This window comes from Prevotella corporis DSM 18810 = JCM 8529 (genome assembly GCF_000430525.1).
Classification (GTDB): Bacteria; Bacteroidota; Bacteroidia; order Bacteroidales; family Bacteroidaceae; genus Prevotella; species Prevotella corporis.
Map to the genome: position 1 here is coordinate 1 of NZ_AUME01000049.1, position 18,263 is coordinate 18,263.

8 protein-coding genes are annotated in these 18,263 nt (G+C 47.2%); 5 read left to right on the forward strand and 3 right to left on the reverse strand.

Features of this window, described 5'->3' with window-relative positions:
- The 5 genes from H515_RS14755 to H515_RS15305 form a co-directional block, all read left to right on the forward strand.
- Window positions 1-2,831: DUF8202 domain-containing protein (locus H515_RS14755; protein ID WP_028901862.1), on the forward strand; the 2,831-nt coding region annotated here is incomplete at its 5' end.
- Between the two features lie 12 nt (window positions 2,832-2,843).
- Complete coding sequence (locus tag H515_RS13270; RefSeq protein ID WP_154653681.1) at window positions 2,844-12,764, forward strand: toxin TcdB middle/N-terminal domain-containing protein; 9,921 nt, start codon at window positions 2,844-2,846, stop codon at window positions 12,762-12,764.
- A gap of 6 nt (window positions 12,765-12,770) precedes the next feature.
- Window positions 12,771-13,259 (forward strand): hypothetical protein, encoded by a 489-nt coding sequence (locus H515_RS0109030; protein WP_025877757.1) that lies wholly within the window; start codon window positions 12,771-12,773, stop codon window positions 13,257-13,259.
- A 379-nt stretch (window positions 13,260-13,638) separates the two neighbouring features.
- A complete protein-coding gene (locus tag H515_RS13275) occupies window positions 13,639-15,660 on the forward strand; it encodes an RHS repeat-associated core domain-containing protein (protein ID WP_238300175.1) in 2,022 nt (673 codons plus the stop codon).
- A 58-nt stretch (window positions 15,661-15,718) separates the two neighbouring features.
- Window positions 15,719-16,165: a DUF4348 domain-containing protein gene (locus H515_RS15305; protein WP_021669573.1), complete on the forward strand. Its 447-nt coding sequence runs from the start codon at window positions 15,719-15,721 to the stop codon at window positions 16,163-16,165.
- Window positions 16,166-16,609: 444 nt separating this feature from the next.
- On the opposite strand, the gene H515_RS0109045 is transcribed toward H515_RS15305, so the two are convergent.
- The 3 genes from H515_RS0109045 to H515_RS0109055 form a co-directional block, all read right to left on the reverse strand.
- Window positions 16,610-17,029, reverse strand: a complete 420-nt coding sequence (locus H515_RS0109045) for a plasmid mobilization protein (RefSeq protein WP_025877763.1) — start codon at window positions 17,027-17,029, stop codon at window positions 16,610-16,612.
- A gap of 346 nt (window positions 17,030-17,375) precedes the next feature.
- Window positions 17,376-17,687, reverse strand: a complete 312-nt coding sequence (locus H515_RS0109050) for a helix-turn-helix domain-containing protein (RefSeq protein ID WP_021670260.1) — start codon at window positions 17,685-17,687, stop codon at window positions 17,376-17,378.
- A gap of 7 nt (window positions 17,688-17,694) precedes the next feature.
- Window positions 17,695-17,964 carry a helix-turn-helix domain-containing protein gene (locus tag H515_RS0109055; protein WP_025064883.1) on the reverse strand — a complete coding sequence of 90 codons (270 nt, stop codon included), beginning with the start codon at window positions 17,962-17,964 and terminating at the stop codon, window positions 17,695-17,697.
- Between the last annotated feature and the right edge of the window lie 299 nt (window positions 17,965-18,263).

Below are 18,263 nucleotides of genomic sequence, written 5' to 3' on the forward strand. Positions count from 1 at the left end.
GGTACTATCATTGGCGCGACTTCTCGGGCGACTCCGTTAGAACCAACCTCTACGATGCCAAGGGCGCAGCCTACGGTGGTGAGTTCACGCAGCGGCACACATGGATACGGACTTTCAACTTCAACCCCGCCCTGAACTTCTCCGAGGGGAATCAGCCGAAGGAGAGTCTACTGAAATACTCCAACCTCGCGCAGATGACCGTCATCGGGGTGTTTGCCCCGACGACTACCGCCTATAACAAGGACGAGGTGCTATATGCCGTCAGCGGACGCAAGGGTGCGGGAAGCCTCGTGAGCAGGGACAAGGCGGTCGGGCAGCAGGGCATAGAACCGCTCGACTACGGAAGCACGGCCGGCGAGGACCTTCTTTATTCGGGGAGCGAGAGGCAGACCGCAGAGGTATTCAAGTCCACGAGTCCCCGCATCGTCTCATACATCAGGGCATACGCCCCCGTGCATTCCGTGTGGGGAGAAGGCAGACGTGCGACCATCACCACGGGAACATACAGGGACGGAGACGTCAATTTTACGACAGCCTTTGACAAGTCCCTGTTCGGGGGCGGTGCGCTCAATGGCTACACGCCCGAGCTCATCGCCTACAGCAGGACGCTCACGCCGCTGGAGCGCAGGCAGGTGGAGACCTACCTCGCCGTCAAGTACGGCATCACCCTCAAGGGGTCATACTACACGGCCAAGGGTGACCTCGCATGGGACAGGGACGAAAGCTCCGCCTACCACCACAGGGTGACGGGCATCTGGCGCGACGACGCGGGCGACCTCTTCCAGCCTCTCTCCACGACGAGCTACGAGGAAGCACCAAGATACTCTACTGAAAAGACATACGACAGCTTCAGAGACGCAGACCCATACGGCCTGCCGACGAGCCAACGCCTTCTCGTCATGGGACGCGAGGACAGCTCGCCCATACCCGACGGCGGCTATATGATATGGGGCGACGACAACGCCGCCACGACCACCGCCGAGACGGAAGGAAAAACACCGTGGCACGTCATGAACCGCAGGTGGCTCGTCAGGACGAACATCGACTCCACCGAGTACAGGAAGGACATCTGGACGCAGAACGGCATCACCGTCACCTCCGACGGTTTTATGGATGCAGTGTCGCAGAATGAGCCCAAGGAGGGCGCATACATCGTCAGTTCCCCGCTCGACACGGGAAACGGCACGATGGAATACACCAACCCGAGACTCCATCCCGCCTACAACGTAGGATTCACCGAGGCATCGGGCACGAAGTGCGCATACGGCTTCAACGTCAGCGCACGGGGTGAGATCCGAATCGTAGAGGACGGAACAATACAGAATCGTGTCTTAACAGGCAATACGGGCGGAAAGAGTTTCATCGTACGCAGAAAAGGAAACAGCGTAACCTTACTCATCGACGGCAGGGGCAGCAAGGAGCTGCAGATAACCATACCCGTTGAAAACACGGCAAAGGCAGCCTGCATGATTTTCGAGACGACAGGCGGCGAGACAGCATTAAATATCCCAAAACTGCGCAGAAATGGATTCGGAGACAGCGGCAACATGGTCGAGCTCGGATACGGAGTCCTCGCCAAAGACAACAAGTTCGCAGGCACGGACTACCGCAACGTCTTCATGCTCATAGACAGAGGTGCGGGCGACAAGACCGACATACAGGAAAACACCATCATCAGATGCTCGCGCAAGGACGCGAGCCGTGAAAAACTCGTCTTCGACAACATCTTCATGGACACCGACGGCAGTGGATCTGACACGTTCACCTTCGCCTGCTTCGACGGCATACTGGCACGGCTAACACCGCACAACGCGAGCTGCACGGGCGGAAAGCCGAGAAAGGACGGCAGCCTTGACATCAGCATGGTGGTCGGCCTGCCGAGTTTTTCATACAGCCTGCTGGCGGACTCCGTGGAGAATATGGAGAAAGGTGCCGTAGCTTCACGGGGAAACTTCACCACGAAGACATACACGGTGAAGAACCTGCTCCCGGGAAACTACAGTCTGCTCATTAAGCAGAACGCGGGCATCGACATCACGGCGGAGAGCACGGGAGGCGTCGAGTATGCCCATGCGGTCGGTCGACGAAAGCAGGGAGAGGTCACATGGACTATTCCCTCGCTCACCTCCGACTACAGGGCGGGACTCTGCACCACGCTCGGACTGGGAAAGAACATCCTCCACGGCTTCGACGTGAAGAATGCCACGGCACAAGTCGTGGTCGAGGGCAAACCCATGGGTGCTGCCGTCACCCTGAATGGAGGTGACGCACTCGGCATCATCTTCACCCCCGACACGGTAAGCTATACGGTAAACGGCATCGTCGTCCACCGTGCGGCCAAGAAAGCCGGTCTCGGCTGGCTCTTCGGCATGGGCTTCAACAAGGGACTCTCGACCATCGACGGGCTGAGCATCGACGGCGGAGACTTCGCCCTGACGAGCGTTTCGAGGGGCGTGGCCTACGAGACGAAGAAGGCGGTCGAGGACAGCATGGCGGTAATTATCGGCAACGAGTGCAGCCCGAGCGTGCCCAAGGCACAGGCAAGGTCGGCAGAAAACGCCTCCTCCATCGAGAGGCAAGCCCATTCTGCCCTCACTGTGACAAGGAAGGACGGGACTGGTATGGCGTTCAGTGCCGAGCTGAGACTCGCCAAGGAGACCGATGCCGAACTGCTCGTCTATGACACATCAGGAAGACTGCTGAGCCGGACGGACATGACGGGAGGCACCATCAAGCGTGCCGACTTCACCGTACCGCAGACGGGCGTGTACGTCGTCAAAGCACTCACCTTAGAAGAGGAATTCACAAGGAAGATAATGGCAAACTACTAAACCCCAACGGCTATGAAGACAAAGCATTACCTCATATCGGCGGCATTACTGACAGCCATCACCGCAGCCATCGCTGCGACGCATATATACAAGGGACAGGACAGTGCACGTGAAAACAACGGCACGAGTATATCACAATCCATGGCAGCACAGACCGAGACATCCACGAAGAACGTCCATAACGCAGAAAAAGCTACGCAGGGAATATCACGGACGGCAAGGAAGGAGGATAAGTCAAAGACGACAGCAGCAGCAACTTCTTCCGTTATGGAGACCACCTACACGGCAGACCATGCCTCGGGCATCATAGGACAGCCCGACGGACGGGTTTCGGACAACCCCGAGGACAACATCTTCGAGATAACAGTCGAGAAAGTCTCTCCAAATATGCGCGCATGGCTGGTCTATGACCTCAAGGGCGTAAGCTCTGGTCAGGGCATCAGCAGGAGCATCAACGACCGCACGGCTGTCGGCGGCTACCTCACGGCACTTTCCAAGGAATGGAAGACCGTCAGGGAGGAAATAAGTCCCGAGTGGCTGAAGGACGGCAGGAACACCGTCCTCTTCACCATTCCGACGGATGCTTCCTACGCCTATTCGGTCAGGAACGTACATATCGAAACCGTAGCGGATGCTAAGACAAAGACTAATACCAATAAGCAGGAAGAAATAATCCTTTCCTCCGCCCCCATAACCTATGACGGTCAGACCTACCTCCACGGCTTCGTACGAGGGAAGGCAAGCCGTATCTCAGTGAACGGCACAACCATCACCGTCCATGACGGAGAATTCGAGGGCATCGTGCCATCGACGGGCAGACAGCTCAAGCTCACGGCAGTCATTGATGGCAGGAACATCAGTAGGACAATAACACCCATACAGGGAGGCAGGGCGGACTATGCCCGTGCCTTCGTGTCCGTCGGTGGGAAGGCAGAGAAGCGGTTCCTTGCGCACAGGGCGGACAGCATCGCCATCGACGGCAACGTCCTTTCCGTGAAGGCTGCGGACATCGCAAGGGATGGCAGATACTCCGTCACGGCACTCCGCGAGACGGACATTCCAGCCCTTGACTACGGCATGACCAACGTCACCGTCAAGGGAGACGGCTACCGCTTCCTTCCCCACGGCAACCACTTCGAGGGCAAGGGTGCGACGGTGAAGATAAAATACGACCGCACGCGAATCCCGAGCGGTTTTACAGAAGACGATATCAATACCTATTACTTCGACAAGAACACCAAGCACTGGGTGGCACTGGAAAGAGTTAGGGTGGATAAGAAGGAGACCTGCGTCGTGTCACGCACCACGCACTTCACCGATATGATCAACGGTGTCATCAAGGCACCGGAGTCACCCCAGACCGACGGATTTACCCCGACGATGATGAACGACATCAAGGCGGCAGACCCGACGGCGAAGATCAACCTCATCACCCCTCCGACGGCGAACAACCGAGGTTCTGCCAATCTTCAGTATGGCTTTGAAATGCCTCCCGCACGCAATGGTATGGCTCCTTCTTTGGGCATACAGTACAGTAGTGAAGGAGGTAGTGGATGGCTTGGAGAGGGTTGGAATCTCTCTGTTCCTTCTATTACGTTGGATACTCGCTGGGGTGTTCCAAGATACGATACAAGTAAAGAAACCGAGACTTATTTGATGTCGGGTTCTATGCTTTCCACGATGGGTGACGATGGCAAAATGGGTGTTGCCCACCGTGGTGAGAAGATGAACCGAAAAGCGGACAGACAGTTCTACACTCGGCAGGGAGGAGACTTCAGCCGTATTATCCGAAAGGGTAATTCTCCTGCCGACTACTCATGGGAGGTAACTGACAAGCAAGGCGTCAAGTACACCTATGGAGGTGAAGGAGCAGTCCTCAAAGGCACAATAACAGACCTTAGTGGCAACACACGCGAGGTTATCTCTGAGTGGAAACTAAAACGTGTGGAGGAGACTCATGGCGACTACATCGAGTACGTCTATGAGACCGCAGACGAGCCTGTCAGAGGGGGGCTCATGGCAAAAGCCATCTATCTCAAGGAAATACATGCAGGTAACAGCGGACAGCAGCCCCATACCGTGGTAGCATTCGAGGGCGGTAAGGAAAAACACCTCAAGACCAACAACGCCCGCTACGGCTACCTCACCTCGTCCAACCGACTGCTGGAAAAGGTAAAGGTGAACTTCCAAGGCTCGGAGCTGAGAAGCTATTCCTTCGCCTACAGGGAGGGTGCGTTCAACAAAGATATGCTTACGGGTGTAAAGCAACTCGACGACAAAGGTGCAGAAGTGTCGTATCAGAAATTTGACTATTATGATGATGTACAGGCTGCTAAGGGGTATGTGCCTTTTAAGGAAAAACAGGAAATATGGAATACGCACAATGACGGCCTTGACGCAGGATTTATAAGTCCTCTCAAAGAAGTTGGTGGCATATTCAGCGACAAACCTACTGCCTTAGGAGGAACAACAAGCCTTTCTTATGGTGGTTCTTTCTATGCTGGAGCAGGAGTTGATGATCAAAGTTCTTCAACAAGTGGCACTATTGGTGGTTCTTTTAATTACTCTCATGATAATTCTAAGGGATTATTGACTTTTGCAGACCTTAACGGAGATGGATTACCCGACAAGATATATCAGGATGGAGGTTCTGTGTACTATCGTCCGCAAATATGCACAGACGAAAAGAAAATAACCTATGGAGAACCTATCAAAGTTGTTGGTATCTCTAAATTTTCTGCTTCATCCAGTAATACTTTCTCTGGAGGACCTGCCATCAAGGCTGGGTGGCAGTATATCATGGCTACTGTTGCTACAAGTACTTCTCGCACGACTACCAAAACATCTGTATATTTCAGCGATGTTAATGGTGATGGGCTTGTAGATATAGTTTCTAGTGGTAAGGTTTATTTTAATCATATAGAAATTGACGAACAAGGTCATGCTATTCCTCATTTTACGCTTAGCAGTGCCGATACACCAAGTCCTATCATCTATGATGCCAAGAAAATAGATAAAACTATTGGGGAGGTTGATCCTGCCGAGCAAGCAGAATTGATTAAATCCTCTCCGATGGAAGATATGGTACGTGTATGGCAGGCACCTAAAGATGGAATCATCAGTATCTCGGGTACAGTTAGTTTGATTACTCCAACAGGCGAATACGATACCGATGAGTATGCTCATGCTGATGGTGTGCGCGTAGCCATTCAGAAAGGTCATACGGAACTCTGGAACAAGAAAATTACCAAAGGAGATGCTACGGCTTATAATGCTACGGCACAGAATATCACTGTCAAGAAAGGCGACCGCATTTACTTCCGTGTCCAGTCTGGTACGGAGGAAACAAGCAACGGTGCCTTTGATAACGTGAAATGGGCACCTGTCATTACCTATACAGGTGCGGCAGAAACACTCCCCGGCGGATTATCTACCACTGTTTATCAACCTCAGGAGGGTGCCATTTATGATGCCAATACACTGACCAATGTGGCAGAGAGCGCTTCTTTGAACCTGTCAGGCAAGTTCACCAAACCCGTCACAACAGATGACGTTACGCTCAGAATTGTCGCATCTAATGAGTTAAAAGACAGCTTGGGTAATAATAATCCGAATTATAAAAAAAGAGAAATCTATACCCGTACCTTTGCATGGAATGAAGCGTTTGACGGAGAAATTAAACAGACGATTCCTAATCCGGATGGCTTGACAAATCTAAACTTTGAAATCAGTTCTTCTTCTAATGTGGACTGGTCGAAAATAAAGTGGACCCCACAAATAGAGACCATAGGCAAGGATGGTAGCAGGCAGCGTACGGCAGGGGCAACCCATTACGTTCTCTTTGCTGACATGGTTAGTGAAGGTAAACCTGTAGTACTTGCTTCCAATGTTTCAACCCTGACAGTTACTCCGAGTATCACGATGCTACCACCAACGGTAAACGGAATGGTAACGATGACTGTCAAGACTGTAGACAAACTGCTGGGTAAAAAGACTTACACTTTCAGTGGTGGCAGTCTTTCAGGAGATCCACTGATAATCACTGGTGTCAGTGCAGGCAAGATATGGATAGATTACTTCTATTCAGGTAACTTCTCAGGTCAGACAGTAACTTCTGCAGCTACTGTCAGTGGCATAGGAACAGCACAGGCAGGCTTCTATGCCCAGACAGAGAACAAAGGCTTCGGCATAATGTATCGTGGTTGGGGTGGTTTTGTTTATAATGCTTCCGAAGGTAGGTATAGCAAACCTATTGATGAATCACTGCTGAAGCTCCCCGATAGCAAGGATGCCAAGATGGATCCTTTGACAATGGCATTTGTACCAATAGGAACAGACCAAAGTTCATTTGATAGATGGATAGGACAACGAGCAGAATTGTACCTTACAGCTAAAGAGGCTGGGGCTTCAAGACTAACTGAACAAAATGTAATATTAACTAACCCTTTCGAACATATTGATGATATAACAGGAGTTTCCGGTACGTGTCTACAAGGAACCGGTGCTGTAGCTATAACACAGGAAATGGTTGCAACAAGTGATGTCAATCAGGCAGGCATTGCTTTTACATACAATGATGCAAGTGGTAAGAGTGTAACTCGCTCCACTATGATGGATTTCAATGGGGATGGTTTCCCGGATATTTTTCAAAAGGGAATCATACAATATACAAATTCGCAAGGAGGTATCAGTGGCGAAAAGTATAGTGGAATCGGAACCATTGGTAGTGAAAATAAGTCTGAAGGATGGGCATTGGGAAGTGACCCTATTATTTCGATAAGTTCTACGATTGCTCATATTGCAAAAGGAAAGGATCATTCCAGCAACCAAGGCTCCAGCAACAAGGCAAAAGCTCGTATGTCTGGATCTGTCAGTATTCCTCCCTCTAACAAGGATTGGAGCACAGAAACATTCATGGATGTGAATGGAGACGGTCTACCTGATAAAATTATTAAGGGAAATAAAGTTCGACTTAATTTAGGGTACAACTTCACAGAACCGATTGATTGGGGAATTGATCGAATACAAGGAGGTAAGGGAATTACTTATAACGCCAATATAGGTGGTAGCTTCAATAAGGGGTCATCAAGCTTCGCCGGGGGATACAATGTTGTAACCTCTAAGAATGGAGAAGAGTATAATCTCTCTGATGTAAATTCTGACGGATTACCAGATAAGGTATGGCGCAATGGCAAGGCTATTATGGTGGCACTTAATATCGGTAATGGCTTTATGGATGCCATTCAGTGGAAAGGGCTTTCTTCTCTTAGCGAATCAGCCTCAACTTCAGAGGGAGCTGAAGTTGCATTTACTGTCAATTTTACCCCAAAGTTAATTCCTGTCAAGATTTCCATAAATCCAGTTGTTTCTGTCAGTCATAGTATAAATCGTAACAACTACGCTTTGCAGGACGTAGATGGCGACGGCTACCTCGACATCGTAGAATCCGATAAGGAAAGTGAACTGAAAGTAACCCGCTCTGCCATCGGCAGAACGAACATGCTCAAGAGCGTGACCAACTCCCTTGGCGGAACCTTTACACTGGACTACGAACACAGCACGCCTACCTACGGCCTGCCCGGTGGTAAATGGGTAATGTCGTCCGTAACCATTGACGATGGTATCCGTGATGATGGACCGATGATGAAGACGATGTTTGCCTATTCAGATGGACAGAAGGATCGCCACGAACGTGAGTTCCTCGGCTTTGGAAAGGTCGTAACCAAGAATATCGACACCGAACAGGGAGAATCCGCAGTCTATCGTCAGGCTGTGCAGCTCTACGATGTGTCCACCTACTACGCACAAGGTAACGAACTTAGTGCCTCTGTGGAGGATGCCAAAGGCAACAAGTACACCGAGACACGCAATGAGTACGACGGCTACTACCTCACTGCCAACGGTGACAAGTACACTTTTACCAAGCAGAAGAAGCTATGTAGCGACCGCGCTTCTGCCTTTGTACCGCTACGCTATACCGCCAATAAGCAGTATGAGGGACAGCCAACCGGCATCACCACCTCAGAGGCTTGGAATGAGTATTACCTCACGGGGCATCATGGTGAATTGAAGTCCTACAAGTTCAGTGATAAGGGTAAGTTGGGTGCTGACGGTTCGGGTAAGTTCGACTACCAAACCGCAATACAATATGCTCACAATGATAACAAACATATCTTCGGGCTACCTACCAACGTAACCGTAACGGGCGGTGATGGTAAGATTTATCATCAAGTTTCTGCGACTTACGATTTGAACTATGCCGACCATATTACGCAGATTAAACAACAACTCGGAAGCAGCGAAGCCGTCTCTGACTATACTTATGATGCTTACGGCAACATCATCAAGACCACGCTTCCTGCTAACAGCAAGGGACAGCGCATGTGGTATACCTACCGCTATGAGCCGGTGATGAATATGTATGTGGAGCGCATAGACGATGCCTTTGGCTACCGTAGCGAGGCAGCCAACTTCGACTACCGCTATGGCATGGCACTCCGCCGTATGGATCTCAACCACTTCTATTATGAAACGGATATAGACAACCTCGGACGTGTGAAAGCTGTGCGTGGTCCTAATGAGTTGGCAACAGGTGTGCCTTACATCATTGCCTTTGACTATCAGCCTAAGGCTACTTTCGGCAAGAACGGTATCACAGCACCTGCCTATGCCGTGACCAAACATTACGACATACAACACCCAAGCGATGATATGGAGACCGTAACCTTCGTGGACGGCTTCGGGCGTCCCGTTCAGGTAAAGAAAGACGGTGTGGTAACGACAGCTGCCAAGGGTAGTGCTCCGAAAGACGAGACCGTGATGATTGTCAGCGGACGCAACGTCTATGACGCTTTCGGTCGTGTGGCTAAGGCTTACTACCCTGTAACCGAAGCAGTGGGAAACAAGACAACTTTCAACAAGGCTTTTGACAACGTGTCGCCAACCGTAACGGTTTATGACGTGCTTGACCGTGCTATGAAAGTAACGCTTCCAGACAATGCTGAGACCAAGACGGAGTACTCTACGGACGCAGGTAGCAATGCACTCGTAACGACTGTTACTGATGCGTTGGGTAATCGTCAGGCAACCTATACCGACGGTAGTGGCAAGACCGTGAAGACCGAGCAACTCAGCGGACCTGACGGTACGATTACCACCTCCTTCGAATATGATGGGATAGACCGCCTCGTCAAGGTAACAGACACTGAGGGCAACGTAACGACATCCGTCTATGATATGGGCGACCGTCGCACTGAGGTAAACCACCCTGCAAGCGGTATCACCACCTTTACCTACGATGCTTTGGGCAATGTGCTCACCAAGCAGACAGCCAACCTCAAAAAGGAGGGCAAGACTATCAATTACGAGTACGATTACGGTCGTCTGACGGCGATTAATTATCCTGACCATCCGGAAAACAACGTGAAGTACCATTATGGTGGCATCAACTCTTCGTACAACCGTATCGGCAGACTGATGCTTCGTGAGGACGGCAGTGGCGCGATCGAGTATTACTATGGTAAGATGGGTGAGGTCTTGAAGACGGTGCGCACGCTGATTGTGCCCAACCAAGCCATCGCTACCTATATCACGCAGTGGAAGTACGACAGCCACAACCGCCTGCTGGAGATGATCTATCCCGACGAGGAGAAGGTCACCTACGACTACAACTTCGGCGGACAGCTCACCCACGTGCGCGGCTACAAGTCTTACGGCTACGACTACGTGCAGAAGATTGGCTACGACAAGTTTGAGCAGCGCACCTACCTGAAGTATTGCAACGGAGCGGAGACGTTCTACTGCTACGACCCTGCACGCAGACGTTTGCAGAACCTCGTAGTAAATGCTAAGGCAGGTACTATTATGGACAACGCCTACAGCTATGACGCAGTGAGCAACGTACTTTCGGTTGCCAACAACGCGCCACTGCCACAGGGTGGCAAGGCGGGCGGTCAGATGAGCCATACCTACGGCTACGATGCACTGTACCGTCTGGCAAGTGCCAATGGCAGCTATAAGGGAGCCGACGGCAAGACGGCTTCCTATACCCTTGCAATGGGCTATGACAACATGCACCGCATCACGAGCAAGAAGCAACACCTCTCGCAGAGCGGCGTACAGTTCGATGGCACGCTCAACGCAGGCTATGACCTCACCTATACCTATCAGAAGGGAGACGGACATAAGTTCCAGTTGGGCAACGTGCGTGATCTGAACTACCGCACGGAGGAGACTCCTACCGACAGTGCGACCATTAACAACGGTCACAAGTACGAGTACGATGCTAACGGCAACCTTGTCTACATCAACACGAGCCGCATGAAGAATGACGGCAAGGAGGACGAGAAGGCAGGCGAGCAGAAGTTCCGCTGGGATGAGGAAAATCGTCTTCTTGCTACTGATGAGAACGGTTTTGTGGCTAACTATTGGTATGATGCCGACGGTGAGCGCACGGTGAAATCGAGCGGTGAGAATGAGGAAATCTACGTGAACTCCGAATTCTCAGGCGGACGCACCAACACGGCTAAGTTCAGCCTCTACGTCAGTCCGTACTTGGTGGCAAGTCAGGGCGGCAGATACACCAAGCACATCTACATCGGTTCACAGAGAATCGTCAGCAAATTAGGTGACCTTGCAAGCTACGGTGCCGATCCGAGACGAATACCATACGCAGGCAATGAGGCGGACGGTATCACGGTAGATTATAAGGCGAAGTACGTCAAGCAACAGCAATCCATCAAGGACAGCTACAAGGACTTCGGTATCGCTTACAACGGCGAGGACAACGACGACTATGTCAATGGCGAAGGCTTCTGTTGCAACGACGGCTCATTGGAGGCTGCTCATGCAAGGCTAATGGCAAAAACTAGGGTCAAGGCAGATGACAACTTCCATGACAAGGACGCCTACGAAAAGATGCAGTTCTACTACCACCCCGACCATTTGGGCAGCAGTAGCTACATCACCAACCTTGACGGCGAGGTGGCTCAGCACATCGAGTATGTACCGTTCGGTGAAGTATTTATCGAGGAACGCAACATCACGTGGAACACGCCTTACCTCTTCAATGCCAAGGAGTTTGACGAGGAGACGGGTATGTACTACTATGGTGCAAGGTATTATGAGTCAAGGTTAAGTTTGTGGATAAGTGTGGATCCTATTTCAAATTATGACCCACGAAATAGCGAAAATTATTTGGATGGCGAACATAATTTAGGGGTATATTTCCATTATAATCTAAATCCGTATAGTTACTGTTATTTGAATCCGATTGTTTTCTATGACCCAAATGGACTGCAATCTAAATTTTGGACAAGATTTTGGGGTGGTGTTCAAATGGTCGGTGGAGCTGTTGAAGTTGTCGGTGGAGCTACTACAGCATTGGTAACTTCAGAAACAGGAGTAGGTATTGCAGGAGGAATTGCAATAGCTGCTAACGGTATTGATAATGTTCAAGCTGGATTCAGACAAATGGTTAGTGGTGAAACAAAACAAACCGCCTTACATCAATCGACGAAATATGTTGCAAGGAAAGTAGGAGCAAGTGAAGATACAGCAGAAAAGATTGCAAGAGGTGCAGACTTTGCGACAATCTTTTTAGGTAGTACGGGTAGTATAAAATCGCTATTAAAATTAAGTAAAACTTCTAAATTAAGTACTTTCGCAGACATAGCAATGAAAGGTGGTCAAGCCAGTAAAACTAAGGCTGGTTTTAAAATAGTTCAAGAAGGAGGTGCTAAAGAGGCCATGAAAGTCTACAAGAAACTTATAAAAGCTGGGTACAAATCGGAAAAATTAGAAAAAGGTGGATATAAGTTAAGCAAAGAAGGCGAAAGCATAATTTTCCGTAGTTCCAAGTCTGGAGGTTATCGCAATCTGGATACATTTACGAAAAAAGAAGGTAATAAAAATATTGATATTTTTTATAAATAGGAAATAATGATAAAAAGTATTATTGATTCGCGTATAACAGAGCAACTGTATAAAATATACAAGTTAGATATTGACGGTTTTGTCAATAATCGAAAACAAGTAAAAACATTTAATTTTGAATATGAATGGCCAGTTGTTGATTTCTTAGAACCAATTTTTATGCCTTTGTTTCAAAACATAGACTCTAATTTTATCTATTTAACAAAAGGATATGATATAGCTTTAAATGAAATATATTCTAAGTTTGCAAGAGAGGATTTTATAGAGTTTATGAGAGGTAACAAAACTTATACTCCTCGAGGACGTAGTAAGGAAAGCATCGATATTTATTATATGATAGGACTAACTATTTTTGACGAAACGTTCGAATGGTTAATTCATAATAATGTCGATGTTGGATATTTGACTTTTTCTTTTCAAGTTGATAAATTTAATAATGAGGATGTACTAAATTCACTTATGAACAACAAATGGTTTGTCCATGATAAGAATTAGTGACGACGACAGCAATGCCGTCGAATACTTCTACGGCAAGATGGGCGAGGTCGTCAAGACCAGAACGACGCTCATCGTGCCCAATCAGGCCATCGCCACCTACGTGACGCAGTGGAAGTACGACAGCCACAACCGACTCTTGGAGATGATCTATCCCGACGAGGAGAAGATTACTTATTCTTACAACCTCGGCGGACAGTTCACCCATGTGCGCGGCTACAAGTCCTACGGCTACGACTACGTTCAGAAGATAGGCTACGACAAGTTCGAGCAGCGCACCTATCTGAAGTATTGTAACGGAGCGGAGACCTTCTACAGCTACGACCCTGCACGCAGACGGTTGCAGAACCTCGTGGTGAATGCTAAGGCAGGCACCATCATGGACAATGCATATAGTTATGATGCAGTGAGCAACGTGCTCGGTATTAAGAACAATGCTCCACTCCCACAGAGTGGTAAGGCAGGCGGACAGATGAGCCACAGTTATACTTATGACCCATTGTATCGTTTGGCAAGCGCAACAGGTACTTATAAGGGAACGGACAATAAATCCGCTTCTTATACGTTGTCTATGGGCTACGACAATATGCACCGTATCACGAGTAAGAAGCAACATCTCACGCAAAATAACGTGCAGTTCGACGGCACGCTCAACGCAGGCTATGAACTCACCTATACTTATCAAAAGGCAGATGGTAAGAAGTTCCAACTCGACAATGTTCGTGATATTAACTACCGCACGGAAGAAACTCCTACGGACAGCACGAATATTAACAACGGACACAAGTACACCTATGATGCCAACGGAAATCTTGTTTACATTAACACCTCTCGTGTAAAGAAAGACAACAAGGAAGACGACAAGGCCAGTGAGCAGAAGTACAAGTGGGATGAGGAGAACCGCTTATTAGCAGCCGACGAGAATGGTTTTGTGAGCAACTATTGGTATGATGCCGACGGCGAGCGAACGGTGAAGACCTCAGGCGAGAACGAAGCCATCTATGTGAACTCTGAGTTCTCTGGAGGCAATACTGGTACGGCAAGGTTCAGTCTCTATGTTAGCCCATACTTGGTTGCAGGGCAAGGCGGCAAGTACACCAAGCACATCTATATCGGTAGTCAGCGTATCGTCAGCAAGCTTGGCGACTTGGCATCTTATGGCGCAGACCCAAGACGAATACCGTATGCAGGCAATGAAGCTGATGGTCTTACCATTAACTACAAGGATAAGTACAACCAGCAGTTACAATCCATTAAAGACAATTACAAAACGTTTGACTTGCCATATAATGGTAAGGACAACGACGACTATGTGAATGGTCAGGGCTTCTGCTGCAACGACGGTACACCGGAGGCAGCACAGGCTCGTACAATGGCACGCACAAGAGCTGTAAACGGCAACTTTAAGCCCAACGACGACTACGAGAAGATGCAGTTCTTCTACCACCCTGACCACTTAGGCAGCAGTAATTACATCACCAACTTGGACGGCGAAGTATCGCAGCATATCGAATATGTACCATTTGGAGAGGTGTTCATAGAAGAACGCAACAACACTTGGAATACCCCTTATCTCTTTAATGCGAAGGAATTCGATGAGGAAACGGGATTGTATTACTATGGGGCGAGATACTATGAACCAAGGTTGAGTTTGTGGATGAGTACGGATATGTTATCAGAGCTTTTCCCCCAGGTAACAGCCTATTGTTATACTGATAATAATCCAATAAAGTACAAAGATCCTGATGGTAATAGAAAATGGCCAGTTAACACTACATACAAAGGAGCTTCAAGGCATATAGATTCTTGGTATGGTCCAAGAAATATTAGCTATGGTTCAAAATTCCATAGAGGACTTGATATTAATTTTGGAACTCAAGATTTTGATTATGGTGCCCCTGTATTAGCTACTCATGATGGAGTTGTTCAGGCTATTAATAGCAGTCCTAAAGGAGGAGGAGGGCGGTTTATTATAATCAATTCTCCTGACGGCAGCTTCCAAACTGGTTATCTTCATCTAAAATCTATAAATGTAGAAGTTGGTCAAAAAATATCAGAGGGTGATGTTATTGGAGAAATAGGAGGTTCTGGAAAAGGTAAAGAACGTGGATATGTTCCCCATCTTCACTATCAAATTAAGAAATTAAATCAGAAAACAAGAAAATACGAACATTTTGATCCAACTCAAGGTAAAGGAAAAAAGATAGAGAATATTGTAGATCCCCAACTTTGGATAAACAAGAAAAGTTCTGATGTAGATATCAACATGTCATCTCCTATACAGCTTCCTGAGGTGATAGTAATAGGAAATGCTCCCCAAAAGAATGATATCGTATTCCCCCCGATTATAAATATTCCTAAAGAGATTAATTTACCTAATTCCACGCAACAAGAGCAATAAAAAATGAGACGGGATTGTAATATAATCCCGTCTCATAAAAATCAAGTTATCATATATTATGAATAAGTTTATTTACATACTATTTGTTTTCCTCTGTTTAATAAGCTGTGCACAACCAAATAATAAAAAGCAAGTTTTAAAGGATAGGGCTGTGATATCACTAAAAAGAAATGTGACAGGAAAAACAACTTTTTATGATTTTTTCAAAAAGTTCGCGTCAGACTCATGTTTTCAACGGAAACACATTTTGTTTCCGTTGAAAATTATATATAAAGGTTATGATTATGAAGAGACAGACTCGATCCTTCATATCAGCAAGAGTGATTGGATATATACAAATTTCAACGATTCTATAATAGAAGGGCAAAAAATAATGTTAAAGGTTGATACAATGGCGCATACTGTTATCTTAAAGGGCTATGATTCGGGAATATATATGAGATATTTATTCAAAACTGACAAGCGTTCTTGGATATTATTTCAGATAGATGACTATTCTAATTAACGTGAATTCGACAAATTCAGAATATCTTTGAATAACAGAGTTCTAAAATATAACAAATTTCGGGTAATGCTCCAAATTGGGAGTTGTTGAAATAATCATCTGATTATCAATTTGATTATAAAATAGGCGTAAAGGTAGGGAAAATTCTCTGCCTTTTGCTATTTTTGTAACCCAAAACAAAGGAAAAATGAGCTTACGAGAATGCTTCGGCACTTTATGCTCCAGATTGGGAGTTGAGTTTCAATGTCCGCATCGCCACTCAAACAATATTCTCAAAAGAGGTAAAGTAACAGGTAAACAACGCTAATGATGTAAGAATTGCCGGAAGCGTTTTATCAGCGACTACACATACAAAGCCTATCTTCCTAACATTGATAACTGACCAAAGAGGGATTGGGCAATCACAGCACGATACTAACGTTGGGTATTATGATTTATCAGCATTCATTCTTGTTTACTCTCAAGAGATTTTGTCAGTTGCACTACTTGATGTTGGAATCTGATAAGAAGTTGGGAATAGGTTTCGAGTTTACTGAGCAGTTGTTGCGCAGTGGCGACAGAATGATAAGTATTGAGGGCTTTCACGGCTTCGTTGTATAGCATGCCTATCTTATGAGTCATGGAGACGATTTCGGAGAGTTTCTCCAAGTAAGGCTCTTTTGCAGGGTCTTGGGTGATGACCTTAAAGGCTTCACCTAAAAGCCTTGTTCGGACAAAATCACTTTTCGTTTTTGCTCCCGACTTGCGGTAGAATCTGATAAGCTTCTGCTGATCTTCGGAATTAGGTATCCTGACGTGCCATCTGTCCCATCTTGGACAGGTGGCACGTCTGCCATCGGGCTTCTTGGATTTCTGCTTTTTCATTGCTTTCTAATCACGACTTTGGAGTGATTTAATCCCCCATTTGGGGCAAGGGTCTTTGTGGTACAAATGGCAATTTGTGGTACAAAGACACACCTTGCCAGTAAAAAGAAAGAGATAGTTTGTTATGTTCCATAAAGTAACCTTTCTGGGGTGCTTTTGATAGACGAGAGTTCAAAGTTCAAAAAGTAAGTCAAGAGATAAGTTTAGACTAATTTCTTGACTTACTGACTTTATGAGCTGACATATTTTTTACTAAAGTTAATTTTGACTTAGGTCGAAACTAATTTTTTGACCAAAGTCATAACTGACCATTTGACTTAAGTCGCGACTGATTTCTTAACTTAACTCATAACTTACCTGTTTGCGGTATTGGATTATAATACTTTTCAAGCATTGTTTGTATGTCGCTCTGTTTGTAAAGTATCTTCCCTCCGATTTTGTAGAATGGAAGTATTCTTGCATTTTTATACTCTTGGAGCGTGCGTGTGCTGAGCCGTAAGTGGCTGCACACTTCCTCGCTCGAAAGGTAAACCTCGCCATCTAACATCGGACGAGCTGTGGCACAATACCGCTCCAACTTCTTCAAAGTACCTTCCATCAGTTGTGAAAATAACTGCATCTGAGGGTCTTCCTGCGTAATGATTTCATTCTCTGCCATAATTCATTCATTTTTTGACTTCATTCAGCATTTCGCTGATGTCGGTCTGTTTGTAATAACACTTGTGCCCAATCATGGAGAAAGGGATTTTTCCCGTATCTCGGTATGATTGCAGGGTACGCTTGCTTATGCCCAAACGCTTGCACACGGCTTCGTTGTCGAGCCATTGCTCGTTCTTAGGAGGATTACCAATGAGTTTTTCCACACGGTGGATAAAGTCTGCAAATTCGGAGCGATGCCGCTCCCACGCTTTGCGGTCGATGATAATGAGTTTCATTGCTTTGATATTGTTTTGATTACTATATTGTTACTCGGCAATGGAGCTGTTATGCTGCCCGTTGCCGTACTTATCGGGTGCAAAAGTAAGTGGTCAAGAGCATCGCTACAAGGGATGAGGAAAAGCAGGGAAATGTCAGGAAGACAAGAGAAAAGACCACGAGAAAATCCCTCAGCGTTATTGCGGTAATGAGATGAGGTGCCGGTTCTTTCCTTTTATTGCATATTTGTTGGTCTATCAACAGTTCGATAGTTCGACAAATCGAGATGTCGAACTATCAATAGTTTGTTTTGACGATA